This is a genomic window from Mycobacterium sp. IDUB_19 (assembly GCF_055419445.1).
On the sequence record NZ_JBVAXR010000009.1, the window covers coordinates 104,575 to 130,141 of the forward strand.

At 67.0% G+C, this 25,567-nt stretch carries 21 protein-coding genes and 2 riboswitches; of the genes, 12 read left to right on the forward strand and 9 right to left on the reverse strand.

The window, feature by feature from the left end; all coding sequences use genetic code 11:
- Nucleotides 1-15 precede the first annotated feature (15 nt).
- Complete coding sequence (locus tag ACZY0B_RS10300) at nt 16-789, forward strand: lysostaphin resistance A-like protein (RefSeq protein WP_463763997.1); 774 nt, start codon at nt 16-18, stop codon at nt 787-789.
- Between the two features lie 6 nt (nt 790-795).
- Here ACZY0B_RS10300 and ACZY0B_RS10305 read toward each other — a convergent pair whose 3' ends face one another.
- From ACZY0B_RS10305 to modA, 7 genes are all read right to left on the reverse strand, one after another.
- Nucleotides 796-1,824, reverse strand: a complete 1,029-nt coding sequence (locus ACZY0B_RS10305; RefSeq protein ID WP_463763998.1) for a zinc-binding alcohol dehydrogenase family protein — start codon at nt 1,822-1,824, stop codon at nt 796-798.
- Between the two features lie 55 nt (nt 1,825-1,879).
- Entirely contained in the window at nt 1,880-2,158 is a 279-nt protein-coding gene (locus tag ACZY0B_RS10310; RefSeq protein ID WP_463763999.1) for a GlsB/YeaQ/YmgE family stress response membrane protein, read from the reverse strand.
- Between the two features lie 107 nt (nt 2,159-2,265).
- On the reverse strand, nt 2,266-2,568 hold the full coding sequence (locus tag ACZY0B_RS10315) for a GlsB/YeaQ/YmgE family stress response membrane protein (RefSeq protein ID WP_463764000.1): 303 nt from the start codon (nt 2,566-2,568) through the stop codon (nt 2,266-2,268).
- 5 nt (nt 2,569-2,573) lie between these two features.
- Nucleotides 2,574-3,629: an alanine and proline-rich secreted protein Apa gene (locus tag ACZY0B_RS10320; protein ID WP_463764001.1), complete on the reverse strand. Its 1,056-nt coding sequence runs from the start codon at nt 3,627-3,629 to the stop codon at nt 2,574-2,576.
- Nucleotides 3,630-3,737: 108 nt separating this feature from the next.
- Nucleotides 3,738-4,859, reverse strand: coding sequence for a sulfate/molybdate ABC transporter ATP-binding protein (locus ACZY0B_RS10325; protein ID WP_463764002.1), 1,122 nt, complete (start codon nt 4,857-4,859; stop codon nt 3,738-3,740).
- A gap of 7 nt (nt 4,860-4,866) precedes the next feature.
- Nucleotides 4,867-5,661 (reverse strand): ABC transporter permease, encoded by a 795-nt coding sequence (locus ACZY0B_RS10330; protein ID WP_463764003.1) that lies wholly within the window; start codon nt 5,659-5,661, stop codon nt 4,867-4,869.
- 9 nt (nt 5,662-5,670) lie between these two features.
- Nucleotides 5,671-6,456: a molybdate ABC transporter substrate-binding protein gene (gene modA / locus ACZY0B_RS10335; RefSeq protein ID WP_463764004.1), complete on the reverse strand. Its 786-nt coding sequence runs from the start codon at nt 6,454-6,456 to the stop codon at nt 5,671-5,673.
- Between the two features lie 189 nt (nt 6,457-6,645).
- On the opposite strand from modA, the gene ACZY0B_RS10340 reads away from it, so the two are divergent.
- Nucleotides 6,646-7,323, forward strand: a complete 678-nt coding sequence (locus ACZY0B_RS10340; protein WP_463764005.1) for an SDR family oxidoreductase — start codon at nt 6,646-6,648, stop codon at nt 7,321-7,323.
- Nucleotides 7,324-7,564: 241 nt separating this feature from the next.
- Nucleotides 7,565-8,953: an NAD(P)/FAD-dependent oxidoreductase gene (locus tag ACZY0B_RS10345; RefSeq protein WP_463764006.1), complete on the forward strand. Its 1,389-nt coding sequence runs from the start codon at nt 7,565-7,567 to the stop codon at nt 8,951-8,953.
- A gap of 67 nt (nt 8,954-9,020) precedes the next feature.
- Here ACZY0B_RS10345 and ACZY0B_RS10350 read toward each other — a convergent pair whose 3' ends face one another.
- Entirely contained in the window at nt 9,021-9,443 is a 423-nt protein-coding gene (locus tag ACZY0B_RS10350) for a PaaI family thioesterase (RefSeq protein ID WP_463764007.1), read from the reverse strand.
- A gap of 328 nt (nt 9,444-9,771) precedes the next feature.
- Between ACZY0B_RS10350 and ACZY0B_RS10355 the strand changes: the two genes are divergently transcribed.
- The 9 genes from ACZY0B_RS10355 (at nt 9,772) to ACZY0B_RS10395 (ending at nt 22,446) form a co-directional block, all read left to right on the forward strand.
- On the forward strand, nt 9,772-10,188 hold the full coding sequence (locus ACZY0B_RS10355; RefSeq protein WP_463764008.1) for a BlaI/MecI/CopY family transcriptional regulator: 417 nt from the start codon (nt 9,772-9,774) through the stop codon (nt 10,186-10,188).
- A gap of 14 nt (nt 10,189-10,202) precedes the next feature.
- The gene (locus ACZY0B_RS10360) at nt 10,203-11,153 is read left to right on the forward strand and encodes a M56 family metallopeptidase (protein WP_463764009.1); all 951 of its coding nucleotides are present in this window, start codon (nt 10,203-10,205) and stop codon (nt 11,151-11,153) included.
- A 100-nt stretch (nt 11,154-11,253) separates the two neighbouring features.
- Nucleotides 11,254-12,711 (forward strand): NADP-dependent phosphogluconate dehydrogenase, encoded by a 1,458-nt coding sequence (gene gndA / locus ACZY0B_RS10365; RefSeq protein WP_463764010.1) that lies wholly within the window; start codon nt 11,254-11,256, stop codon nt 12,709-12,711.
- Nucleotides 12,712-12,760: 49 nt separating this feature from the next.
- On the forward strand, nt 12,761-14,197 hold the full coding sequence (locus ACZY0B_RS10370) for a GuaB1 family IMP dehydrogenase-related protein (protein WP_463764011.1): 1,437 nt from the start codon (nt 12,761-12,763) through the stop codon (nt 14,195-14,197).
- A gap of 229 nt (nt 14,198-14,426) precedes the next feature.
- A complete protein-coding gene (locus tag ACZY0B_RS10375) occupies nt 14,427-15,797 on the forward strand; it encodes a hemolysin family protein (RefSeq protein ID WP_463764012.1) in 1,371 nt (456 codons plus the stop codon).
- The gene (locus ACZY0B_RS10380) at nt 15,794-16,834 is read left to right on the forward strand and encodes a hemolysin family protein (RefSeq protein WP_463764013.1); all 1,041 of its coding nucleotides are present in this window, start codon (nt 15,794-15,796) and stop codon (nt 16,832-16,834) included. The genes ACZY0B_RS10375 and ACZY0B_RS10380 overlap by 4 nt, the downstream gene beginning before the upstream one ends.
- A 296-nt stretch (nt 16,835-17,130) precedes the next feature.
- Nucleotides 17,131-19,317 carry a malate synthase G gene (locus tag ACZY0B_RS10385; RefSeq protein ID WP_463764014.1) on the forward strand — a complete coding sequence of 729 codons (2,187 nt, stop codon included), beginning with the start codon at nt 17,131-17,133 and terminating at the stop codon, nt 19,315-19,317.
- 99 nt (nt 19,318-19,416) lie between these two features.
- Nucleotides 19,417-21,561, forward strand: a complete 2,145-nt coding sequence (locus ACZY0B_RS10390; RefSeq protein ID WP_463764015.1) for a substrate-binding domain-containing protein — start codon at nt 19,417-19,419, stop codon at nt 21,559-21,561.
- 24 nt (nt 21,562-21,585) lie between these two features.
- Nucleotides 21,586-22,446: a haloalkane dehalogenase gene (locus tag ACZY0B_RS10395; RefSeq protein WP_463764016.1), complete on the forward strand. Its 861-nt coding sequence runs from the start codon at nt 21,586-21,588 to the stop codon at nt 22,444-22,446.
- 21 nt (nt 22,447-22,467) lie between these two features.
- Here ACZY0B_RS10395 and gcvP read toward each other — a convergent pair whose 3' ends face one another.
- On the reverse strand, nt 22,468-25,293 hold the full coding sequence (gcvP, locus tag ACZY0B_RS10400) for an aminomethyl-transferring glycine dehydrogenase (protein WP_463764017.1): 2,826 nt from the start codon (nt 25,291-25,293) through the stop codon (nt 22,468-22,470).
- 36 nt (nt 25,294-25,329) lie between these two features.
- A riboswitch (glycine riboswitch) is annotated at nt 25,330-25,451 on the reverse strand.
- A riboswitch (glycine riboswitch) is annotated at nt 25,452-25,550 on the reverse strand.
- Nucleotides 25,551-25,567: the final 17 nt, after the last annotated feature.

Sequence of the window (25,567 nt, forward strand, 5' to 3'; positions counted from 1 at the left end):
GTAGACTCGGCCGGGATGTCTGAAAACGCTGCCACGGCCTTCGACGCCGTTGACCTCCACCCGGTGGTGTCGCAATTGTCGGCACTGCACCGGCTGCGGCTGTACTTCGACATCGTCGTGGTCGTCGCGGTGCTGGTGCTGACGAACCTGATCGCGCACTTCACCACCCCGTGGGCGAGCGTCGCCACGGTGCCGGTGGCTGCCGTCGGGCTGGTGCTGTTGATGCGCTCCACCGGTCTGGACTGGGTCGACCTGGGCCTGGGCCGCGAGCACTGGAGGTCCGGGCTGGGCTACGCGCTGGGCGCCGTGGCCGTCGTGGCGTCGGTGATCACCGTCGGCGTGCTGCTGCCCATAACGCGGCCGATGTTCCTGAACAACCACTACGCGACGGTCTCCGGTGCGCTGATCGCCTCGATGGTCATCATTCCGCTGCAAACCGTGATCCCCGAGGAGTTGGCCTTCCGGGGTGTGCTGCACGGCACGCTGCACCGGGCCTGGGGATTTCGCGGGGTCGCACTCGTTGGCTCGTTGCTGTTCGGTCTGTGGCACGTCGCCACGTCGCTCGGGCTGACCAGCAACAACGTCGGCTTCACCCGGATGTTCGGCGGCGGCGTCGTCGGGATGGTGGCCGGGGTGACATTGGCAGTGCTGGCGACGGGGAGCGCGGGTTTCGTGTTCAGCTGGTTGCGCCGGCGCAGCGGCAGCCTGATCGCGCCGATCGCGCTGCACTGGTCATTGAACGGGCTGGGTGCACTGGCGGCGGCCCTGGTCTGGCACCTGTCGACCTGAGCCTGGCTACACCCGCAGCACCGCAGCCCCGGCGATGCGGCCGGCGCTGAGATCGGCCAGCGCCTGGTCGGCTTGCCCGAGTGGATATTCCGGCGTGGTCACCTCGATGCGATGACGTGCCGCGAAGTCGAGAAACTCCCGCGCGTCGGCCCGGGTGTTCGACGTGACCGAGCGAATCTGGCGCTCCTGGAACAGGTGACGCTGGTAGTTCAGGGCCGGGATATCCGACAAATGAATGCCCGCGATCGCCAAGGTGCCACCGCGGTCCAGCGCCTGGCACGCGGGCAGCACCAGATCGCCGACCGGGGCGAACAGGATCGCGGCATCCAGCGGCACCGGCGGCGGATCCGCGGCACCCTGAGCCGACGCGGCGCCAAGCTCGAGTGCGAGCTCGCGGGCCAGCTCGCCGCGGGTCATCACGTGTATCTCGGCGCCCTGCGCCAACGCGACTTGCGCGGTGATGTGCGCGCTACCGCCGAAGCCGTAGATACCCAGCCGGCCACCCGGTGGCAGTTCGGCGCGCAACAGCGAGCGGTATCCGATGATGCCGGCGCACAACAACGGCGCGAGCTCGGCGTCGCTGTAGCCGTCCGGCAGGTGGTGCGCGAAAGCCGCTGGCACCGTAGCGAATTCGGCGTATCCACCGTCGGCATCCCAGCCGGTGTAGCGCGACTCCGGACACAGGTTCTCGTCGCCGCGCTGGCAGTATTTGCACACCCCGCAGGTGTGGCGCAGCCAGGCGATGCCCACCCGGTCCCCTACCCGGAACCCGTCGCCGGCGTCGGCGCCGACCTCGACGACCTCCCCCACGACCTCGTGGCCGGGGGTGACGTGCTCGCGGTGGACCGGCAGGTCGCCCTCCGTGACGTGCAGGTCGGTGCGGCACACGCCGCAGGCACGCACGGCCACCAGCAACTCCGAGGGCGCGGGTCGCGGTATTTCGGCGGTTACCCGCTCCAGCGGGGTGGAGTCCATCGGGCCGGGCCGACGCACCCGCCACGCGTTCATCGTCGTGGCGGTCGCCGGTGGGGCCATCACCCCATCATGCCGCTATGCATCACCGATGCGCATCAGCGCAAAGGTGTTGTCCCTACAAAGTCTTCGTGCGCGAGACCGCGAATTTGTAGATCAACAACAGGATCACCGCACCCACCAGCGCACCCAGGAACGAGTGCTGGATGGGCGGGTGAATGTCGAACTGGTGCGGCGGGAAGACGATGCTGCCCAGTGTGCCGCCGACATACGAGCCGACAATGCCGAGCAGCACGGTTGCGACCCAGCCCATGGGCTGTTTGCCCGGCACCAGCAGACGCGCAACGAGGCCGACGACGAGACCCAGGACGATTAGCCAGATGATGTGCATTACCACGATCGGCTCCTTCGAGAATTGACCGCTGGAGGGATGTGGAGGGTATACCCGATGGAGCCCACGTCAACCGCACCAGCGAGTAGCGACTTCCCTTGTCGTGGCGGGGCTTAGCGGGTCCTTCGCACCATGCCGACGATCCAGAGCAGGATCACCGACCCCAGCAGCGCTGCGAAGAACGTGAACCATTTGCGGCCATGTTCTACGTCAAAGTGAAGCCAGGTGAGCAGCATCCCTCCGATGAATCCACCGATTACGCCGACGACGATGTTCAGCAAGATGCCGGCCCCGCCGCCTTTCACGATCTTTCCTGCGATCCAGCCGGCGATTCCGCCGATGACGATGTAGGCGAGCCAACTCACTGCCGTTGGCGGGGAAAGGGCCAGGTACTCCGAGGCTGCCATCACATCCATGCGGGTCAGGCAGTAAACGACGTCTGCTGCGGCAGCGGGCTCGGAGTGGGAGTGACCTGGCTCGCCGGTGCCTGGCCTGGTGCCGGCGCGGGCGCGGGAGCTCCAGGAGCGGGTGCCGGAGCTCCCGGGGCCGGTGCTGTCGCGCCGGGCGCCGGTGCGCCTGGAGCGGGCGGCGGTGCGGCCGGTGCGTTAAACGGGAGGATCGACTCGGCGAGTGCTTTGGCCCCAACCTTGTCTACCGGGTTGTTGCCGGTCCCGAGCCACACCACAAACCAGCGCTGGGGCGGTCCGGCGTTGGTCGCGCTGGGCGCGCTGACAACCCCGGTCCAGATCTGCCCGTTCGGCTTGCTCGGGTCGCTGAATTTGACCTCGTAGTACGACGCGCTGCCGGTAATCCCGTTGGCGCCGGCGAGCGGGGTGGATTCCTGATTGATCCGCGTACCCGGATACGGCATGAAGAATTCACCCATGTCCGAACCCAGCCGGACGGCAGCCTTGCTGTCGTTGGCTTCGGCACTGGCGTAAAGCTTTTGGTCCAATCGTCCCATCACGATGCGCGTGTCGTTCGCGACGGGCGCCGGCTGACCGGGCGCCGGCGGAGGGCCGGTCATCTTGCTGAGCAGCGCCGAGCCGTAGTCCAGGTGCGACGCGTCCGACTCGGCCCAACCGCCGGGAAGCAGGTAGCTGAACCCACCGACTGCGTTGGTGATCCGGGCGGCGTTCGGGTCCACGGGCGGGGGCGCGTTCGGGTCGACGGGCGGCGGTACCGGCGCATTCGGGTCAACCGGCGGGGGCGGCGGTACCGGCGCGTTCGGGTCGCCAGCTGCCGGCTGCCCAGCGGGCGCCGGGGCACCCGCCGCAGGAGGCGCCGTCGTCGGAGCGGGAGCGGCGGCCGGTGCGGGCGCGGTCGTCGTTGCCGGAACCGGAGTCGGTACTTCGGGGTCGGCCTTCGCGGGGGCCGGCAATGCGAAGGTGACGACACTGGCACTGGTCACCGTGGCGATCGCCAGCGTCGCCCACAGACCTTTGCGACGTGTCGAGTTTGAGTCCACCTGATCCATGGCGACGAACCTACCGTGTTACCGCTGTGACGCAAGGGTGCCAAGCTGGGCGATGCGAGGCGGTTTTCCCGATGTTGCCGGAGTGCAACCTTCGCCAGTCTGCGCAGTTCATCGCGGGTTGGTGTGCCGTGGCGGCGCCGGATACAGCGTCACTTCGAGAGCTTTGACGGAAAACCACACCCGGTCCCCCGGTGTCAGCTGCAGCTCGGCGGCGGCTTCGGCGGTGATCTCGGCGGCCAGTCCCGGGGCGCCGTCGGGCTGCTCCTGGCCACGCAGCATGACCGCCGACCCGCGGATGTCCAGCTCCGCCACGGTGAGCTCAACGCAGTTGCGGGGGCTGCCGTGCGGTAGATCGCGATACACGGCGACAGCGGTCGGCGGGAAAACCGCGATCGCGTCCTGCCCGTCGGTCAGTTCGGCGCCCAGCTGCTGGGCGCCGACGCCGTGCCAGTTCTCGCCAGAGCGGGCCCGCAGCGAGCCGCCCGGCCCGATGGTGCCGTTGACCAGGTTGACGCCCGCGATGCGGGCCCCGAAATGGCTGCGCGGCGCGGTCAGCACCTCGGGCACCGGCCCGACTTCGGCGATCTTCCCGGACTCGAGCACCAGCGCCCGATCGGCCAGGGTGAACACGTCGAGCAGGTCATGGGTTATCAGGATGACCGCGCAGCCGCTGCGGGTGACCACGGTGCGCAACACCGCGCGGATGGCCGCGGCGGCGCCGACGTCCAGGCCGGCCAGTGGCTCGTCGAGCAGCAGCACGTCGGGTTCGGCGGCCAACGCCCGCGCGATCGCCACCCGCTGGGCCTGACCGCCGGACAGTTGCCGCGGTTTCCGGTCGGCGAAATGCTCGGCATCCACCTCGCGCAGCCATCGCAGAGCCGTCTGCCTCTCGTCGCGAGTGGAGCGAAAGATCCCGCGACGGCTGTGCGGTCCGAATGCGACATTGCCGGCGACGCTCAGGTGCGGGAACAACAACGGGTCCTGCAGCAGCAGCCCCACCCGGCGATCGTGCGTCGCCACGTCCACCCCGGCCGTCGTGTCGGTCAGCACCCGATCCCCCAGCCGCACCACGCCCTCATCGGGGTGGACCAGTCCGGCGATGACGTGCAGGGCTGTCGACTTACCCGCGCCGTTGGGTCCGAGCATCGCGAGCACCTCGCCGGCAGACACCGAGAACTCGACGTCCAGCCGGCGTTCTGCGACGACCGCGCGAAGCTGCAACTCGCTCATTTCCCCGCTACCTCGCGTCTGTTCCGGTAAGCCGGCGAGCGCCCAAGCCGAGCACCACCAGCGCGGCCACCGCGACGAGCAGGATCGACAGTGCCACAGCGGCATTCGCGTCGGTCACCCGCTGCAGATAGATCTCCAGCGGCAGGGTGCGCGTGACGCCTTGCCGCGAACCCGCGAAGGTCAACGTCGCGCCGAACTCTCCCAACGAGCGGGCGAACGCCAGTACCGCGCCGGACATCAGTCCCGGCAGCAGCAGCGGCAGGGTGACCCGCCACCACACCGTGCTGGGCCGGGCGCCGAGCGTGGCCGCGACAACCTCGTAATCGGATCCCGCGGTGCGCGCCGCGCCCTCGAGGGAGATCACCAGAAACGGCAGCGAGACAAAGGTCTGCGCGAGCACCACCGCGGTCGTGCTGAAGGCGATGCTGATTCCGGCGGCTTCCAAGTAATGCCCGATCAGTCCGAGCCGGCCGAACGCGTAGAGCAGCGCGATGCCGCCCACCACCGGCGGCAGCACCAGCGGGAGCAGGATCAGCGGCCGCAGCAGCCGGACCAGCCGCGCGGTGCTGCGGGCCAGCACCAACGCCATCGGCACCCCCAGCAACACGCACAGCACCGTGCTGGCGGCCGCGGTCTTCAGGCTCAGCAACAGTGCCGTCTTCGACGACGAGCTGGTGATCAGCGACCAGAAATTCGCCCAGTCAACCTTGATCGCGATCGCCAACAGCGGCAACACCACGAAGGTGGCCCCCGCGGCGGCAGGGACAAACACCCATCGGGGCAGGTTCGTGGGCCGACGCACGATGGGCGGTCAGGGCTTCGCGAAGCCCAATTGGGCCAGGATCTTCTGGCCTGCATCAGACGTCACCAGGGTCACGAACTTTTGCGCCGTCATCGCCTGCGGCGTCTTCTTCAACACCCCGATGGGATAGACGTTGACCGCACCGGCAGCCTCGGGGAAGTTGACCGTCGCCACTTTGTCTTTGGCGCTTTTCGCGTCCGTGACATAGACCAGCGCGGCATCGGCCTGTCCGGTGGTGACCTTATTGAGGACGTCGGTCACGCTGGGCTCCTCACTGACCGGGTTGAGGTGTACTCCGGTGCTGTTTTCGATGCGCTGGGTCGCCGCTCCGCATGGCACGGGCTTCTGGCAGGTCACCACGTTGATTCCCGGCTTGGCCAGATCGGCGAAGGAACCGATCTTTTTCGGGTTGCCCGGCGCGGTGACGATGACCAGCGTGTTGGCGGCGAAATTCGTCGGGTCCCCGGCCAGCAGCCCGGCCTTGACGACGGTGTCCATCTGCGCGGTGTCCGCCGACGCGAAGACGTCGGCAGTCGCACCCTGGGTCAACTGCATAGCGAGTTCTGAGGAACCCGCGAATTCGAATTCGACACCGCTACCGGGATTGTCGGTTTTGAACTGCTGACTGATCTGGGTGAACGCGGGCTTGAGCGAGGCCGCGGCGAACACCACGATCGAGCCGGAGGCTGGTGCCGGTTGGCCGGGTGATGACGACGGCGTTTTCGTGCCACAGGCCACCAATCCCGCGACGAGCATCGTCGATACCAGCCCGGCCAGAACCCCGATCCGACGCATGGTCAGACCCTAGCTGGCGGACGGTTACGGAGTTACGGCCAAAGAGTTATCGAAATTTGTCTGCGCGTCGTGGCGTCCTTAGTTTCCCCTTAGAGCTACTGTCCAGTAACATCGACCTAGATCGACGCCCTGACGCGCTGAGATTCCAGGCGACGACAGGTTCGGTTCGACGTTGAACACGAGGAGGTCATGGCAGTGGAGGTGCTGGTCACCGGCGGCGACACGGAGCTCGGCCGCACAGTTGCCGAGGGTTTTCGCGATGACGGTCACAAGGTGACCCTCGTCGGTTCACGCCGCAGCGATCTCGAGGTCAACGCCAAAGAACTCGACGTCGACGCCATCGTCTGCGACACCACCGACCCGGCCAGCCTCGAGGAGGCTCGCGGGTTGTTCCCGCACCACCTGGACACCATCGTCAACGTGCCCGCCCCCGGCTGGGACGTCGGCGACCCCCGCACCTACTCGATGTCCGACACCGCCAACGCGTGGCACCACACCCTGGACGCGACCGTGCTGTCAGCGGTGCTGACGGTTCAAGCAATCGGTGACCACCTGCGCTCCGGTGGCGCCATCATCAGCGTCGTGCCGGAAAACCCGCCCGCCGCCGGCGTCGACGCCGCGATCAAAGCGACGCTGTCGAGCTGGATCGCCGGACAGGCCGGCATTTTCGGCACCCGCGGCATCACCGTCAACGCGGTGGCGAGCGGGCGCAGCGCCCAGGCCGGCTACGACGGTCTCTCCCGCACACCGCCTTCCGTCGGCGAGGAGATCGCCCGGTTGGCGTTGTTCCTCACCACTCCGGCGGCCCGCCACATCACCGGCCAGACGCTGCACGTCAGCCACGGCGCGCTCGCGCGTTTCGCCTAGGGCGTATTAGAACGAGTGCTCGACGTCGGTGCCCCCGAGGCGCTGCGGCCACTGCTCGGTATGTAACCGCGGTCGCTTTCGGCGTCGGACATGACGCGAATCACGTCGGCGCGACCAGGAACTCTGGGCCGATGTGGTTGATTACACAGGCTTACTACCTGGGTTTCGCGGCAGCGGGATGACTACCGTAGTAGCTAACTGAAATCGCACGCCACGAAGCCCCGCAGGAGCATCCCAACCAATGAGCCCTCAGCCAGAAGCTACAGCTGAACCGAAGCGACGCCATCAAGTCGTCATCATCGGATCGGGGTTCGGCGGACTTAATGCGGCAAAGAAACTCAAGCACGCCGACGTCGACATCAAACTGATCGCCCGCACCACTCACCACCTGTTCCAGCCGTTGCTGTACCAGGTGGCGACGGGCATCGTGTCCGAAGGCGACATCGCCCCACCTACCCGCGTGGTCCTGCGCAGGCAGCGCAACGTCCAGGTGCTGCTTGGTGACGTCACGCATGTCGATCTCGCGGGGAATTTCGTCGTATCGGATTTGCTCGGCCACACCTACGAAACCCCTTATGACAGCCTGATTATCGCCGCCGGCGCCGGCCAGTCGTATTTCGGCAACGACCAGTTCGCCGAGTTCGCGCCGGGCATGAAATCGATCGACGATGCGCTCGAGGTGCGGGGACGAATCCTGAGCGCCTTCGAACAGGCCGAACGGTCTCGCGATCCGGAACGACGGGCCAAACTCTTGACATTCACTGTCATCGGGGCCGGCCCCACCGGCGTCGAAATGGCAGGGCAGATCGCGGAATTGGCGGCCCACACGTTGAAAGGTTCGTTCCGGCACATCGACTCCACCAGGGCGCGCGTGATCCTGCTGGACGCCGCCCCCGCGGTGCTGCCGCCGTTCGGCGAAAAGCTGGGCACACGTGCGCGCGCTCGGCTGGAGAAGATGGGCGTCGAGATCCAGCTGGGCGCGATGGTCACCGACGTCGACCGTAACGGCATCACGGTCAAGGATTCCGACGGCACCCTCCGGCGCATTGAGTCCGCCTGCAAGGTGTGGTCCGCGGGAGTCCAGGCGAGCGGCCTGGGCATGGATCTCGCGGAGCAGTCGTCGGTCGAACTCGACCGCGCGGGACGGGTCAAGGTGTTGCCCGATCTGTCCGTCCCCGGTCATCCCGACGTGTTCGTCATCGGTGACATGGCCGCCGTCGAAGGCGTTCCAGGCGTGGCGCAGGGCGCGATCCAGGGTGCGAAGTACGTCGCCGGCATGATCAAAGCCGAACTCGCGGGTGCCAACCCGGCCGAGCGAGAGCCCTTCCAGTATTTCGACAAGGGCTCCATGGCCACGGTGTCGCGCTTTTCCGCGGTGGCCAAGGTCGGGCCGCTGGAGTTCAGCGGCTTCATCGCCTGGCTGATGTGGCTTGTGCTGCACTTGGTTTATCTGGTCGGGTTCAAGACCAAGATCAGCACGCTGCTGTCCTGGACCGTGACCTTCCTCAGCACCCAGCGTGGCCAGCTCACCATTACCGAGCAGCAGGCGTTCGCCCGCACCCGCATCGAACAGCTTGCGGTGCTCGCCGCGGAGGCGAAGCGACCGGCCGCCGCCAGAAGGGCGAGTTAACCGGCTAGCCGGTCGGCCTGCCAGGTGCTGACGGTTTCGCCGCCCAATTCCATCCTGTGCCGCCTGCTCAGCCCTCCCGGGGCTCGAGATTCTGCAGCCGCACTTGCCCTCGGGCGATGACTTTCTCGTCGTCATCGGTGATCGTGACCAACCACAGCTGCTGGCGCCGGCCGCGGTGAATCGGCTGGGAGGCGCCGAATACCGTGCCCGAGCCAATCGACCGCAGGAAGTCCGTGTTGTTGTTCACCCCGACCACCTCGCCGCCGCCGCGCGTGGCGAGCCAGATATAGGCGGACACGCTGGCCATGCTCTCCACCATTGAGCAGTAGACACCGCCGTGCACCAGGCCCATCGGCTGCAGCAGTTTGGGCGTGACCTCGAGCTGGGCGCGGACGCCATCGGGACTGAGTTCGGTGAATTGCAGGCCCAGCTCGTTATCGAATGGTGCGTTGAAATCGGGCGGGATCACCGCATCGGGCGACGTTGACACGCTCTGTGTCTACACCATCGCCAAATCCGCCGATCATGGCTGGCCGCGAATGATGCAAAGAACAGGCGAGCCCCGTGCGCTAAGGCACGGGGCTCGCCGATCGAGTAGACCGGGGGTCGCTGCAGCCCTCAGGACACTCCGGCGGTCTGTTGCGCTCGACCCCCATCACTATAGGCAAGGCTGTCCTAACTTTGCAAGGGTAGTCTGCAAGTAGTCCACCGGGCGTATGCGCAGGCGATGGTCGGACACCGAATCGGCCGGCTGTCTATACGACCGTCGGTAGTAAGCCGGAGTACGCTTGTTTCGACGCTCAGGAGATGAAGGAACTATGGCCAAGCTGACACGGCTGGGGGATCTGGAACGCGCAGTGATGGACCATCTGTGGTCCACAGCTGAACCGCAGACCGTCCGCCAGGTGCATGAAGACTTGTCGGCCCGCCGCGACCTCGCTTATACGACGGTGATGACCGTGCTGCAGCGGCTGGCCAAGAAGAATCTGGTGTCCCAAATCCGTGACGACCGCGCGCACCGCTACGCGCCCGTACACGGGCGCGACGAGCTGGTCGCCGGGCTAATGGTCGACGCGCTCTCCCAGGCCGAGGACTCCGGGGGCAGACAGGCGGCTTTGGTGCACTTTGTCGAGCGTGTCGGTGCTGATGAGGCCGAGGCGCTGCGGCGCGCGCTTGCCGAACTGGAAGCCAATCAACGTAATACGTCATCCGCTGGCATTTCACCGGAGGGCTGAGGGACACTAGCAGTGTGTCCGCGCTGGCTTTTACCTTCCTCGCGGCGCTGCTCATTGGCCCCGCGCCAGCCCTATTAGCGCGAGCGTCCTGGCCACTGCGCGCCCCGCGTGCGGCGATGGTGCTTTGGCAAGCCATCGCCGTGGCCGCCGTGCTCTCGGCATTCAGCGCCGGTATCGCTATCGCCACTCGGATTCTGATGCCCGGCCCCGACGGGCGGCCCACGGCCAGCGTCGTCGGTGCGGCCGGGCGGCTCGGTTGGCCGTTATGGACCGCCTATATCGCCGCCTTCGCACTGACCGTGCTGGTGGGTGTGCGACTGGTGGTCGCGGTCTTGCGGGTGGTCATCGCCAATCGGTGCCGGCGGGCTCACCATCGCATGGTGGTCGATCTCGTCGGGGTCGGGCACGGCGCCGCCCTTGCTCAGCCCTGCGCCCGCGGCCGTGGCCTGCGCGTCTTGGAGGTGGCCGAGCCGCTTGCCTACTGCCTGCCCGGAGTCCGCAGCCGGGTCGTCGTCAGCGAGGGAACGCTGACCAAGCTCACCAACGACGAAGTCTCCGCCATCCTCACCCATGAGCGGGCACATCTGCGCGCCCGCCACGACCTGGTTCTGGAGGCGTTCACCGCGGTGCACGCCGCTTTCCCGCGCCTGGTCCGCAGCTCCAATGCACTGGGTGCGGTGCAACTGCTGGTCGAGCTGCTCGCCGACGACGCCGCGGTGCGCACGGCCGGACGCACTCCCCTGGCCCGGGCGCTGGTCGCCTGCGCCGCCGGGTGGGCTCCGTCGGGCGCGTTGGCCGCGGGCGGTCCCAGCACGGTGGTGCGGGTTCGTCGGCTGTCCGGACGGGGCAACAGTGTCATGCTTTCCGTGGCCGCGTACCTGACCGCGGCAGCCGTTCTCGTCGTGCCCACAGTGGCGTTGGCAGTGCCGTGGCTCACCGAGCTCAAGCGGCTGTTCAACCTCTGACCCAGCCCACGGCGAATCCCTTTGGCAGACCCGAACTCCGCTGTGCCACAGTGTGACGGAAACCGTGCAGCAAAAGTTCTCCAACCTGAGAGGCGAAGACATGAGTTCGTCGGATTCGAAGACTGGCACCGCACAAATCGGTGTGACCGGCCTGGCCGTCATGGGTTCGAACCTCGCCCGTAACTTCGCCCATCACGGCTACACCGTGGCGCTGCACAACCGGTCGATCGCCAAGACGGACGCGCTACTCAAGGAGCACGGCGACGAGGGCAACTTCGTCCGCTCGGAGACAATCGAAGAATTCCTGGATGCGCTGGAGAAGCCGCGACGGGTGATCATCATGGTCAAGGCCGGAGACCCCACCGACGCCGTCATCAACGAGCTCGCCGACGCCATGGAAGAAGGCGACATCATCATCGACGGCGGCAACGCCCTCTACACCGACACCATCCGCCGGGAGAAGGCGATCCGTGAGCGTGGCCTGCACTTCGTCGGCGCGGGTATCTCCGGGGGCGAGGAAGGCGCGCTGAACGGCCCGTCGATCATGCCGGGCGGGCCGGCCGAGTCCTACAAATCGCTGGGCCCGCTGCTCGAGGAGATCTCGGCGCACGTCGACGGGGTGCCGTGCTGCACCCACATCGGCCCCGACGGCGCCGGCCACTTCGTCAAGATGGTGCACAACGGCATCGAGTACTCCGACATGCAGTTGATCGGCGAGGCCTACCAGCTGCTGCGCGACGCACTCGACAAGACCGCGCCCGAGATCGCGGATGTCTTCGCCGAATGGAACAAGGGCGACCTGGACAGCTTCCTCATCGAGATCACCGCGCAGGTCTTGCGTCAGACGGACGCCAAGACGGGCAAGCCGCTGGTTGACCTCATCCTGGACGAGGCCGAGCAGAAGGGCACCGGTCGCTGGACGGTGAAGTCCGCGCTGGACCTCGGGGTGCCGGTCACCGGTATCGCCGAGGCCGTGTTCGCCCGTGCGCTCTCGGGGTCGGTTGCCCAGCGCAAGGCCACAACCGGACTGGCCTCGGGTCATCTCGGCGAAAAGCCAACGGACGCTGCACAATTCATCGACGACGTCAGCAAGGCGTTGTACGCCTCCAAGATCATTGCGTATGCCCAGGGCTTCAACCAGATTCAGGCCGGCAGCATCGAGTACGACTGGGGCATTACCCCCGGTGACATGGCCACCATCTGGCGCGGCGGCTGCATCATCCGGGCCAAATTCCTCAACCGGATCAAAGAGGCGTTCGACGAGGACGCCGACCTGCCGTCGCTCGTCGTCGCGCCGTACTTCCGCTCCGCTATCGAGGAGTCCATCGATAGCTGGCGGCGCGTCGTGGTGAAGGCCACCGAACTCGGCATCCCGATCCCTGGGTTCTCCTCGGCGCTGTCGTACTACGACGCGCTGCGCACCGAGCGACTGCCCGCCGCGCTGACCCAGGGTCTGCGCGACTTCTTCGGGGCGCACACCTACGGGCGGATCGACGAGGACCCGGACAAACGCTTCCACACGCTGTGGAGCGGAGACCGTACCGAAGTGCCGGCCTAGCGGGCCGATTAAGGTGATCTAGGGGGCTGTAAAGGGTGGGGCGACTGCGATGAAGTTTCTCAACGGACACCGGCCCGGCTACGACCTGACCTATAACGACGTCTTCATCGTGCCGAACCGGTCTGATATCACGTCGCGGTTCGACGTCGATCTGTCCACCCGCGACGGCTCCGGCACCACGATTCCGGTGGTCGTCGCCAACATGACCGCGGTGGCCGGACGCCGGATGGCCGAGACGATCGCGCGGCGCGGCGGCATCGTGATGCTGCCGCAGGATCTTCCGATCACCGCGGTGCAGCAGACGGTGGAGTTCGTCAAAAGCCGAGACCTGGTGCTCGATACCCCGGTCATGCTGGCCCCCGACGACTCGGTTTCGGATGCGATCGCGCTGATCCACAAGCGGGCGCACGGCGCCGCGGTGGTGGTCTTCGAGGGCCGCCCGATCGGCTTGGTCACCGAGGCGTCCTGCGCCGGAGTGGACCGTTTCACCAGGGTTCGCGACGTGGCGGTGTCCGAATTCGTCAGTGCTCCGCTGGGCACCGAGCCGCGCAAGATTTTCGACCTGCTCGACAACGCTCCGATCGGGGTCGCCATCGTCACCACCGCGGACGGCAAGCTCGCCGGCGTGCTCACCCGCACGGGTGCGGTGCGCGCCGGTCTGTACACCCCAAGCACCGACGCCGCGGGCCGGCTACGCGTCGGCGCGGCCGTCGGCATCAGCGGGGATGCGGGAGCCAAGGCCCGCTCGCTGGCCGAGGCCGGCGTCGACATGCTCGTCATCGATACCGCGCACGGACATCAGCTCCGGATGTTGGAAGCGATCAGATGCGTGGCGTCGCTGGAGCTGGGCGTGCCGCTGGCGGCGGGCAACGTCGTGTCGGCCGAGGGCACCCGGGAGCTGCTGAGCGCCGGCGCCAACATCGTCAAGGTCGGCGTCGGGCCCGGCGCGATGTGCACCACCCGGATGATGACCGGTGTCGGCCGCCCGCAATTCTCCGCCGTACTCGAATGTGCAGCTGCTGCAAAGAATCTCGGCGGGCACGTATGGGCCGACGGCGGGATCCGCCATCCGCGGGACGTAGCGCTGGCGCTAGCCGCCGGGGCGTCGAACGTGATGATCGGGTCCTGGTTCGCCGGCACCTACGAGTCGCCCGGTGACCTGATGCGCGACCGCGACGACCAGCCGTACAAGGAGAGCTACGGGATGGCGTCCAAGCGGGCGGTCGTCGCGCGCACCGCCGCAGACAGCGCATTCGACCGCGCCCGCAAGGCGTTGTTCGAGGAAGGCATTTCCAGGTCGAGGATGGGCCTGGACCCCGACCGTGGCGGCGTCGAGGACCTGATCGACCACATCACGTCGGGCCTGCGCAGCACCTGCACCTACGTCGGTGCCTCGACTCTGGCGGAGTTGCACGAGCGAGCGGTCGTCGGCGTGCAATCGGCGGCGGGCTTCGCCGAGGGCCATCCGTTGCCGCTGGGCTGGTGACGCCGGCAGCGGGGTAACAGCACGTCGTGGCCGGTCCAGCCAGATCTCTTCGCTACCATGTGAATTTCTAGATCTTCTCGCCCGCAGCAACGCGCTGCGCGGCATCAAGCGAAAGGCATGACGTGCCGCAGGCACCCGTCGAGCCCGTCGGTTTTTGGGCGAAGCGGCTACCCAGAGCTACCCTGGCTCGACTCTTGGCTCCCGGGCCACAGCGATAGCCGAGCCCGCCATGAACCTCACCGTCACCGTCGTCAGCGTGCTCGCCGTTGCGGTGCTCATCTTCGGCAACGCGGTATTCGTCGCGGCCGAGTTCTCATTGACCGCACTGGACCGCAGCACCGTCGAGGCCAACGCCCGCAAGGGTGGCCGGCGCGACCGCTACATCCAGCGCGCCCAGGACCGGCTCTCGTTCCAGCTGTCGGGTGCGCAGCTGGGCATTTCGATCACCACGCTGGTGACCGGTTACCTGACCGAACCCATGGTGGCCGACCTGCCGCATCCGTGGCTGGACGCCCTCGGCGTGCCGGATCCGTTGGCCGACGGGATCACCGCGTTCATGGTGATCGTGATCGTGACGTCGGTGTCGATGGTCTTCGGCGAGCTGGTCCCGAAGTATCTGGCCGTGGCGCGGCCGTTGTCGACCGGGCGTGCCGTCGCTGGTTTTCAGCTGATGTTCTCGCTGCTGCTCACCCCGGTCATCCGCCTGACGAACGGGGCGGCGAACTGGCTGGTCCGCAAGATGGGCATCGAGCCGGCCGAAGAGCTGCGATCGGCGCGTTCACCGCAGGAGTTGCTCTCGCTGGTCCGTAGCTCGGCGCGCAGCGGCTCCCTGGACCCCGCCACCGCCGCGTTGGTACGACGCTCGCTGCAGTTCGGAGCCCGCACCGCCGAGGAGCTGATGACGCCGAGGTCGAAGATCGTGGCGCTGCAAACCGACGACACCGTCGGCGACCTGATCGCCACGGCCGCCGAATCCGGGTTCTCCCGCTTTCCTCTCGTCGACGGCGACCTCGACGAGACTGTCGGCATCGTGCACGTGAAGCAGGTCTTCAGGGTGCCGCGGGCAGAGCGCGCGGGCACGCTGTTGACCACGCTCGTGCAGCCCGTGCCGGTGGTGCCGTCGACGTTGGACGGTGACGCGGTAATGGCCCAGATCCGTGCCAACCCGCTGCAGACCGTGATGGTCGTTGACGAATACGGCGGTACCGCAGGGATTGTCACCGTCGAGGACCTGATCGAAGAGATCGTCGGCGACGTCCGCGACGAACACGACGACGCCACGCCGGATGTCGTGCCGGCGGGCACCGGCTGGCAGGTGTCGGGCTTGCTGCGCACCGACGAGGTCGCCGCCGCCACCGGCTACCGAGCTCCCGAAGGACCGTACGAGACGATCGGCGGGCTGGTGCTGCGCGAGCTTGGTCACATCCCGGCGGTCGGTGAAACGGTCGAGCTGACTGCGCTGGACGGAGATGGCTTGTTGGACAGTGCAATTCGCTGGAAAGCGACGGTGGTTCGGATGGACGGCCGACGGATCGATCTGCTCGAGCTGACCGAACTGAGCCGCCGTAGCGACACACCCCTGGAGCACGACCAGCGATGAACAACACGCTCGGAGTGCTGCTGGCGATTCTGTTGATCGGGATGAACGCCTTTTTCGTCGGCGCGGAATTCTCGCTGATCTCGGCCCGCCGCGACCGCCTCGAGGCGCTGGCCGAGCAGGGCCAGAAGCGAGCGGTCACCGTGATCCGCGCCGGTGAACAGCTGGCCTCCATGTTGGCCGGCTCGCAGCTGGGCGTCACGGTGGCCTCGCTGCTGCTCGGGCGGATCGGCGAGTCGGCCGTCGCCAGCCTGTTGCGGTCGGCGTTTGGGCTGACCAGCATGCCCCCGGCACTACTGCACACCTTGTCGTTCGTGATCGCGCTCGCGGTGGTGGTGACGCTGCACGTGCTGCTGGGCGAGATGGTGCCGAAGAACATCGCGCTGGCGGGGCCGGAGCGCACGGCGATGCTGCTGGTGCCCCCCTACCTGGCCTACGTACGCGTTGCCCGGCCTTTCATCGTCTTCTACAACAAATGCGCCAACGCGATCCTGCGCCTGCTGCGAGTGGAACCCAAAGACGAGCTCGACATCACGGTCTCACCGGCAGAGCTGAGCGCGATGATCGCCGAATCGGTGTCCGAGGGCTTGCTCGATCCCGAGGAACACACCCGGCTGACCCGGGCGCTGCAGATCGGCAGCCGGGTGGTCGGCGATGTCGCCGTTCCGCTCGACGAAGTCCGGGCAGTACCGGTGGCCGCGCCTGGTTCCGGGCCGACGATCGGCGCCGTCGAAAGTGCCTTGGCCGAGACCGGCTACTCCCGCTTCCCCGTCGCTGCCGCCGACGGCAGGTTCATCGGCTACCTGCACATCAAGGACATGTTGCCGCTCGGCGACGATCCGCAGACCGTCATCGATCTCACGTTGGTGCGCCCGCTGCCGCGCGTGCCCATCACCTTGCCGCTGGCCGATGCCCTTTCGCGGATGCGCCGCACCAACAGCCATCTGGCACTCGTCACCGACGGCCGCGGCGTCGTCGCGATGGTGGCGATGGAGGACCTGATGGAGGATCTGGTCGGCAGCATGCGCGATGCGCAGTGACGCCAGGCGCCGGGCCGCCCGCCGAAGAGGGCCGCGTACAGCCCGTATGATTGAACGGCGCCGGTGCAAGACGGGGCCAGGGGCAGGGTGCGGCCGCAGCGCATGTGTTGCCGGAAGGCGCTCCGCGGGGCCCGGCGGGAAGCCCACGGTGAAGTCCGTCAAGCGCGCCGTGAGCTGCTGTTGCGGGTTGGACGAATACCAGCGTTCGCGCTGTTGGCCGGTAGGCTATGGCGTAGCTAATTGGGGCCAATCGGGGGCCGAACGGGACCAATGGGGCAAATATGTGGAGGAGAAAAATGACTGACCGCGTGTCGGCGGGGAACTTGCGCGTCGCCCGAGTGCTCTACGACTTCGTGAACAACGAGGCCCTGCCCGGCACCGATATCGACCCGGACAGCTTCTGGGCCGGTGTCGACAAGGTTGTCACCGACCTCACTCCGCAGAACCAGGGTTTGCTCAACACCCGCGACGAGCTGCAGGCCCAGATCGACAAGTGGCACCGCCACCGTGTCATCGAGCCGATCGACGTCGAGGCCTACCGTCAGTTCCTCGCCGACATCGGCTACCTGCTGCCCGAACCCGAAGACTTCACGATCACCACTTCCGGAGTGGATGACGAGATCACGACGACCGCCGGCCCGCAGCTGGTGGTGCCGGTGCTCAATGCGCGGTTCGCACTGAATGCGGCCAACGCCCGATGGGGGTCGCTGTACGACGCGTTGTACGGCACCGACGTAATCCCGGAATCCGACGGCGCCCAGAAGGGCAACAGCTACAACAGGATTCGCGGCGACAAGGTGATCGCCTACGCGCGCAAGTTCCTCGACCAGGCGGCGCCGCTGGCGTCGGGCTCGTGGGCAGACGCGACAGGCTTGAGCATCGAGGACGGCCAGCTGCGCATCGCCGTCGGAGCGGACTCCACCGAGTTGGCCAGCCCGGAGAAATTCGTCGGCTTCAGCGGCGAGCTCGGCTCCCCCAATTGGTCGGTGTTACTGGTCAATCACGGGCTGCACGTCGAGATCCTGATCGACCCCGAGTCGCCGATCGGCAAGACCGACCCCGCCGGCATCAAGGACGTGGTCCTGGAATCCGCCATCACCACGATCATGGACTTCGAGGACTCGGTGGCCGCCGTCGACGCTGACGACAAGGTACTGGGCTACCGCAACTGGCTCGGCCTGAACAAGGGCGACCTGGTCGAAGAGGTCAGCAAGGACGGCAAGAGCTTCACCCGCGTGCTCAACCAGGACCGCACCTACCACACCCCCGACGGGGGTGAGCTGACGCTGCCCGGGCGCAGCCTGCTGTTCGTCCGCAATGTCGGGCACCTGATGACCAACGACGCGATCGTCGACGCGGACGGCAACGAGGTGTTCGAGGGCATCATGGATGCACTGTTCACCGGGCTGACCGCCATCCACGGGCTCAAGGCCAGCGACGCCAACGGGCCGCTGGCCAACAGCCGCACCGGTTCCATCTACATCGTGAAGCCGAAGATGCACGGCCCCGCCGAGGTCGCGTACACCTGCGAGCTGTTCAGCCGTGTCGAGGACGTGCTGGGGTTGCCGCAGGGCACCTTGAAGGTCGGGATCATGGACGAGGAGCGGCGCACCACCGTCAACCTCAAGGCGTGCATCAAGGCCGCCGCCGACCGGGTCGTGTTCATCAACACCGGTTTCCTGGACCGCACCGGAGACGAGATCCACACCTCGATGGAGGCCGGTCCGATGATCCGTAAAGGCGCGATGAAGAACACCGCCTGGATCAAGGCCTACGAGGACGCCAACGTCGACATCGGCCTTGCCGCCGGCTTCTCCGGCAAGGCCCAGATCGGCAAGGGCATGTGGGCGATGACCGAGCTGATGGCCGACATGGTCGAGCAGAAGATCGGCCAGCCGAAAGCCGGCGCCACCACCGCGTGGGTGCCGTCCCCCACGGCGGCCACCCTGCACGCGATGCACTACCACCAGGTGGATGTCTTCGCCGTGCAGAAGGAACTCGAGGGCAACAAGCGCACCACCATCGACGAGCTGCTGACCATCCCGCTGGCCAAGGAGCTGGCCTGGGCTCCCGAGGAGATCCGCGAGGAGGTCGACAACAACTGCCAGTCCATCCTGGGCTACGTGGTGCGCTGGATCGACCACGGCGTCGGCTGCTCGAAGGTGCCCGACATCCACAACGTGGCCCTGATGGAGGACCGCGCGACGCTGCGGATCTCCAGCCAGTTGCTGGCGAACTGGCTGCGCCACGGCATCATCACCAGCGAGGACGTCCGCGCCGGGCTGGAGCGGATGGCCCCGGTGGTCGATCAGCAGAACGCCGGCGACCCGGACTACCACGCCATGGCCCCCAACTTCGACGACAGCATCGCGTTCTTGGCCGCCCAAGAGCTGATCCTGTCCGGCGCGCAGCAGCCCAGCGGCTACACCGAGCCGATCCTGCATCGGCGGCGGCGTGAACTCAAGGCCCGCGACGGTGCCTGATTCGGGCTCAACCTGCGGCAATGCTTCTGATGACTAGACTCGGCGCCGATTTCGCCACGAGAAAGATGACGGCTCGACGGAAAGGTGGCGGGCGCCCGCATGGGTAGGCACAGCATGCCCGATCGCGGGAAGTCGGCCGACGAACCCGCCGACGAGTCCGCGACAAACAAATTCACCGCCCGCGACCTCGTTTCCCGCTTCCAGGAGGAACGGGATGGGCCCAGCGCCGAGCCGGAATCGCATGACCTCGACGAGGACGACGACGCCGATTACGGCGACTACCCGGACGAGGGCGACGATGCCGACGACGGCGAGGAGCATGACGCCGACGCGAGCTTCGCGGACGGTGACGAGGACTACGCCGATGAGGACTTCTCCGCCGGCGAGGATCGCTACGCCGCTGACGGCATCGATGACGAGTACCCCGAATTCCCGCCTCGGCCGGAGAGCTCCGGCCCGCCTGAGGACGCACGGCCGGGTCTCCTCCAGTCCGGCCATCGAGTGCTCGGCGACTGGCGGGGCGGTCACCGCAGCGCCAGTGGGCGACGAGGAGTCAGCATCGGCGTGATCGTGGCTCTGGTCGCGGTCATCGTGGTGGTCGGCACCATCATCGTGTGGAGTTTCTTCGGCGACGCGTTGTCGCATCGCTCGCACACCGCCGCGGCACGCTGTGTGGGCGGTAAGGAGACCGTCGCCATCATCGTCGATCCGTCGATCACCGAGCAGGTCCAGCAGTTCGCGGAGAGTTACAACTCCTCGGCCGGTCCCGTCGGTGACCACTGCATGGTGCTGAACGTCAAGCCAGCCGGCTCCGACGCCGTCATCGCCGGCTTCATCGGCAAGTGGCCGGCGGATTTGGGCTCGCAGCCCGCGTTGTGGATCCCGGGCAGCTCGGTGTCGGCTGCGCGGCTGGCCGCAGCCACGGGCCAGAAAACGATCAGCGACAGCCGCTCACTGGTGACGTCGCCGGTGTTGCTTGCCGTTCGGCCCGACCTGCAACAGGCGCTCTCCAACCAAAACTGGGGCGCACTGACCGGCCTGCAAACCAATCCGAATGCATTGGCAGGCTTGAAGTTACCGGCGTGGGGGTCGCTGCGACTGGCCTTGCCGACGCACGGCAACAGCGATGCCTCCTACTTGGCGGGCGAAGCGGTGGCGGCCGCGTCGGCACCGCCCGGTGCGCCGGCCACCCAGGGCACCGCCGCACTGCGCTCCCTGATGAGCGCACAACCGAAACTGGCCGACAATTCGCTGACCGAGGCAATGAACGCGTTGCTGAAGCCCGGTGACGTGGCGACCGCGCCGGTGCACGCGGTGATCACCACCGAGCAGCAGGTGTTCGCGCGCGGCCAGTCGCTGTCCGATGCCAAGAACACGTTGGCTTCCTGGCTACCGCAGGGCCCCGCACCGGTGGCCGACTACCCCACCGTGTTGCTCAGCGGCTCATGGCTGACGCCGGAACAGACCTCGGCGGCAAGCGAGTTCGCCCACTTCATCCGTAAGCCCGAACAACTCGCGAAACTCGCCAGAGCCGGGTTCCGCGTCAACGGCGTCAAGCCGCCGAGCAGTCCGGTAACGAGTTTCGCGGCCCTGCCCTCCACGCTGTCGGTGGGGGACGACGCCACGCGCGCCACGCTGGCCGACGCCATGGCGGCGCCGTCGAGCGGACTGGCCGCCACGATCATGCTGGACCAGTCGATGCCCGGCGATGAAGGCGGAAAATCCCGGCTGGCCAACGTGATCGCGGCGCTGCAAGACCGGATCAAAGCATTGCCGCCGAGTGCCATCTTGGGATTGTGGACATTCGACGGCCACGAGGGCCGCTCAGAGGTCGCGACCGGCCCGCTGGCCGACCCGGTCAACGGCCAGCCCCGCCCGGCAGCCCTGGCGGCCGCGCTGGACAAGCAATATTCGTCGGCCGGCGGTGCGGTGTCGTTCACTACGCTGCGGATGATCTATCAGGATATGCAGACCAATTACCGTCCCGGGCAAACGAATTCGATTCTGCTGATCACTGCGGGACCGCATACGGATCAATCCCTGGACGGGCCGGGCCTGCAGAATTTCATCCGGACGAGTGCTGACCCGGCCAAACCGATCGCCGTGAACGTCATCGACTTTGGCGCTGATCCGGACCGCGCAACCTGGGAGGGCGTCGCCCAGCTCAGTGGCGGCAGCTACCAGAACCTGACCACGTCGGCGTCCCCGGAGCTGGCCACGGCACTCAGCACATTTTTGGGCTGAGACAGCGGCAGCGGAGATAGCACAATGAACGTCGATTTCACTCCGGATCCACGGTTGTACCCGTTCGAGTCGCGCTGGTTCGACAGCTCGCGGGGCCGCATCCACTACATCGATGAAGGAGTCGGGCCGCCGCTGCTCTTGTGCCACGGCAACCCGACGTGGAGTTTCCTCTATCGCAATATCATCACCGCCCTGCGCAGCCAATTCCGTTGCATCGCACCGGATTATCTGGGATTTGGGCTCTCGGAACGTCCGCCGGGTTTCGGGTACAAGGTCGACCAGCACGCACAGGTGATCGGCGAGCTGGTCGATCATTTGGAGCTGGACGGCTACCTGACGATGGGTCAGGACTGGGGCGGGCCGATCAGCATGGCGGTCGCGGTGGAGCGTGCCGATCGGGTGCGTGGCATCGCATTGGGCAACACCTGGTTCTGGCCGATCGACGTGCTGACGACAAAGATCTTCTCCCGCGTGATGTCCAGTCCCCCAATGCAAAAAGCGATCCTGCAGCGCAACTTCTTCGTCGAGCGACTGATCCCCGCGGGCACAGCGCAACGGCCCGGGACCGCCGTGATGGACCACTACCGGGGCGTTCAGCCCAGCCCGGGCGCACGGCTCGGGGTGGCCGAGATGCCCAAGCAGATTTTGGCGGCCCGCCCGCTGCTGGAACGGCTGAGCCGCGACGTGCCGGCCAAGCTCGGCGCGAAGCCGGCGCTGCTGGTTTGGGGCATGAAGGACTTCGCATTTCGGCCCGGCCCGACCCTCCCGCGAATGCGGGCGACGTTCCCCGATCACGTCGTGGTGGAGCTACCCAAAGCCAAGCACTTCATCCAGGAGGACGCGCCCGACGAGATCGCCGCGGCGATCGCCGAGCGCTTCGGCTGACCAAGGCGGCCCAAGCACGCGCTATTCGAACGCCTCCACGGGTGGGCACGAGCACATGAGATTGCGATCGCCGTAGGCACCGTCGATACGACGCACCGGCGGCCACACTTTGGGCCGGAAGGCCTTGCCGAGCGGGTAGGCGGCCTCTTCCCGCGTGTACGGGTGATCCCAGTCGGCGACCAGTAGGCACTCGGCCGTGTGCGGTGCACCCCGCAGCGGATTGTCGTCGGTGGGCCACTCCCCTGCGCCGACGCGATCGATCTCACCGCGGATGGCGATCATGGCTTCGCAAAATGCATCGAGCTCGTTGAGGTTCTCGCTCTCGGTCGGCTCCACCATCAATGTGCCGGCCACCGGGAAGCTCATGGTGGGGGCGTGAAAGCCGTAGTCCGCCAGGCGCTTTGCGACATCGTCGACCGTCACACCGGTCGATTTGGTGATGCCGCGCAGGTCCAGGATGCATTCGTGGGCAACCATGCCGTTCTCGCCGGTGTAGAGCACCGGGAAATACTCGTCGAGCCGGCGGGCGATGTAGTTGGCCGAGGCGATCGCGGTCAGCGATGCCGCCCGCAGTCCGTCAGCGCCCATCATCCTGATATAGGCCCAGCTGATCGGCAGGATCGAGGCCGAGCCGTAGGGCGCCGACGACACCGGGTGCCCTTCGGGCAGCTCGGGAGCGTACGGGTGACCCGGCAGGAACGGCGCCAGATGCGAACGTGCCGCGACCGGACCGACACCCGGGCCGCCGCCACCGTGCGGGATGCAGAAGGTCTTGTGCAGATTCAGGTGGCTCACGTCGCCGCCGAACTTGCCCGGCCGGGCCAGACCCACCAGGGCGTTGAGGTTGGCGCCGTCGACGTACACCTGGCCGCCGGCGTCGTGCACGGCCGCGCAGATCTCGGCGATGTCGTGCTCGAACACCCCGTGCGTGGATGGGTAGGTGATCATCAGCGCCGCCAGCCGCTCGGCATGCTCGCCGATCTTGGTGCGCAGATCATCGAGATTGACATCGCCGTTGTCGTGGCAGCCCACCACGACCACCCGCATCCCGGCCAGTGCCGCCGACGCCGCGTTGGTGCCGTGCGCGCTGGATGGAATCAGGCAGACGTCGCGGTGCGGTTCGCCGCGGCTGGCGTGATAGTCGTGGATCGCCAGCAGACCGGCGTACTCGCCTTGGGACCCGGCGTTCGGTTGCAGCGACACCGCGTCATAGCCGGTGATTTGCACCAGCCAGGTCTCCAGATCGCTGATCAGACGACGCAGCCCCGGGGAGTCGGCCGCCGGAGCGAACGGATGCAACCGGGAGAACTCCGGCCAGGTGATCGACTCCATCTCGGCGGCGGCATTGAGCTTCATCGTGCACGAGCCGAGCGGAATCATGCTGCGATCCAAGGCGATATCCTTGTCCGCCAGGGTGCGCAGGTAGCGCATCATCGCCGTCTCGGTGTGGTACTGCGTGAAGGCGGGATGGGTCAGGAATTCCGATGTGCGCGTGGCGATATCGGTGGGGGAAGGTTCGGCGGGCGACACCCCGAAAGCGTCCAGGACCAGGCCCACGTGGGCGTCGGTGGTGGCCTCGTCGCAGGCCACCGACACATGGTCGGGGTCAACTCGCCAGAGGTTGACGCCCCTGGCCTTGGCTTTGGCAACGACTTCGTCGGCGCGCCCCGGCACTCGCGCCAGGACTGTGTCGAAGTACGTCTCGTGCACCAGTGCTTCGCCCAGCGCGGCGGCGATGGTTTCGGCGCGGCCATGTACCCGCCGCGCGATGGCGGTCAGTCCGTCGGCGCCGTGGTAGCTGGCGTACATCGCGGCCATCACCGCCAGCAGTACCTGCGCGGTACAGATGTTGCTGGTCGCCTTGTCCCGGCGGATGTGCTGCTCGCGGGTCTGCAACGCCAAGCGATAGGCCGGTGAGCCGTCGCTGTCGACCGAGACGCCAACCAGTCGGCCCGGCAGCTGACGGGCGTGGTTGGCCGGCACGGCCAGGTACCCCGCGTGCGGACCGCCGAATCCCATTGGCACACCGAATCTTTGGGTGCTGCCAAACGCGACGTCGGCGCCGATGTCGCCCGGCGGAGTGATCAGCGTACATGCCAGTAGGTCGGCGCCGATCGCGACCAATGCACCCCGCTCGTGAGCCTCGGCGACCAGCGCGGACCAATCGGTGATCCGGCCGCTGGCTCCGGGCAGTTGGGCGATCACGCCGAAGAAGTCGCCGTCCGGCAGACCGTCCCGCAGATCAGCGGTGACGATCTCGATGCCCAACGGCTGGGCGCGGGTGGCCAGCACGGCAGCGGTCTGAGCGAACACGTCGGTGTCGACCGCCAGCCGATTCGCGCTGCCGCGTGCCGCCCGATGCATCAGCGTCATGGCCTCGGCGGCTGCGGTGCCCTCGTCGAGCATCGAGGCGTTGGCGATCTCGAGCCCACTCAGACCGCTGACCATGGTCTGGAAGTTCAGCAGCGCTTCGAGTCGGCCCTGGCTGATCTCCGGTTGGTACGGCGTGTAGGCGGTGTACCAGGCGGGGTTCTCCATGATGTTGCGCAACAACACCGGCGGGGTGAGCGTGTCGTAATAGCCCTGTCCGATCATCGACACCGCGACACTGTTGGTGTCGGCCAAGGCCCGCAGTTCGGCCAGCGCCTCGGCCTCGCTGGCGGCCGGCGGCAGTGCGCCCAGACCCGGCGCGACACCGCTGTCGGATAGCTTGTCCAGAATGCCGGCCGGGACGGCCTTGGATGCCAGCTGCTCGAGCGAGCTGACACCGATCACTTCGAGCATGGCTGCGACGGCTTGGCTGTCCGGCCCGATGTGGCGGGGGGCAAATGCTGATTTGTCGATCACGGGTACTCCTGACACCGACGGAGGGACTACTAACGGCCCTCCCCCTCTGTCTTTACCCAGTCACGGGCGCCTGAGAGATTCGGCGCCTAGTCCCCCCAAGCGCCTTTCCCCATCGGCGGGTGTACCGCTCTCGCGGCACCGCTTTCCAGAGGCATCGTCGCCCTTGCGCGGTCCGGGGTGCCTGAGAGGTTGACGGAGAGGTGTTGCTCCTTCGGCGTCCATGGCTGGCGGCCACAGAACTCTCCCGCGCGGGCGTGATGCGACGCCTAGTTTA

Excerpts from the sequence above, each read along its gene's own strand:
- ACZY0B_RS10300 (WP_463763997.1), top strand. The coding sequence starts at position 16 with ATGTCTGAAAACGCTGCCACGGCCTTCGACGCCGTTGACCTCCACCCG.
- ACZY0B_RS10305 (WP_463763998.1), bottom strand. The coding sequence starts at position 1,824 with ATGGCCCCACCGGCGACCGCCACGACGATGAACGCGTGGCGGGTGCGT.
- ACZY0B_RS10315 (WP_463764000.1), bottom strand. The coding sequence starts at position 2,568 with ATGGATGTGATGGCAGCCTCGGAGTACCTGGCCCTTTCCCCGCCAACG.
- ACZY0B_RS10320 (WP_463764001.1), bottom strand. The coding sequence starts at position 3,629 with ATGGATCAGGTGGACTCAAACTCGACACGTCGCAAAGGTCTGTGGGCG.
- ACZY0B_RS10325 (WP_463764002.1), bottom strand. The coding sequence starts at position 4,859 with ATGAGCGAGTTGCAGCTTCGCGCGGTCGTCGCAGAACGCCGGCTGGAC.
- modA (WP_463764004.1), bottom strand. The coding sequence starts at position 6,456 with ATGCGTCGGATCGGGGTTCTGGCCGGGCTGGTATCGACGATGCTCGTC.
- ACZY0B_RS10340 (WP_463764005.1), top strand. The coding sequence starts at position 6,646 with ATGGCAGTGGAGGTGCTGGTCACCGGCGGCGACACGGAGCTCGGCCGC.
- ACZY0B_RS10345 (WP_463764006.1), top strand. The coding sequence starts at position 7,565 with ATGAGCCCTCAGCCAGAAGCTACAGCTGAACCGAAGCGACGCCATCAA.
- ACZY0B_RS10355 (WP_463764008.1), top strand. The coding sequence starts at position 9,772 with ATGGCCAAGCTGACACGGCTGGGGGATCTGGAACGCGCAGTGATGGAC.
- gndA (WP_463764010.1), top strand. The coding sequence starts at position 11,254 with ATGAGTTCGTCGGATTCGAAGACTGGCACCGCACAAATCGGTGTGACC.
- ACZY0B_RS10370 (WP_463764011.1), top strand. The coding sequence starts at position 12,761 with ATGAAGTTTCTCAACGGACACCGGCCCGGCTACGACCTGACCTATAAC.
- ACZY0B_RS10375 (WP_463764012.1), top strand. The coding sequence starts at position 14,427 with ATGAACCTCACCGTCACCGTCGTCAGCGTGCTCGCCGTTGCGGTGCTC.
- ACZY0B_RS10380 (WP_463764013.1), top strand. The coding sequence starts at position 15,794 with ATGAACAACACGCTCGGAGTGCTGCTGGCGATTCTGTTGATCGGGATG.
- ACZY0B_RS10385 (WP_463764014.1), top strand. The coding sequence starts at position 17,131 with ATGACTGACCGCGTGTCGGCGGGGAACTTGCGCGTCGCCCGAGTGCTC.
- ACZY0B_RS10390 (WP_463764015.1), top strand. The coding sequence starts at position 19,417 with ATGGGTAGGCACAGCATGCCCGATCGCGGGAAGTCGGCCGACGAACCC.
- ACZY0B_RS10395 (WP_463764016.1), top strand. The coding sequence starts at position 21,586 with ATGAACGTCGATTTCACTCCGGATCCACGGTTGTACCCGTTCGAGTCG.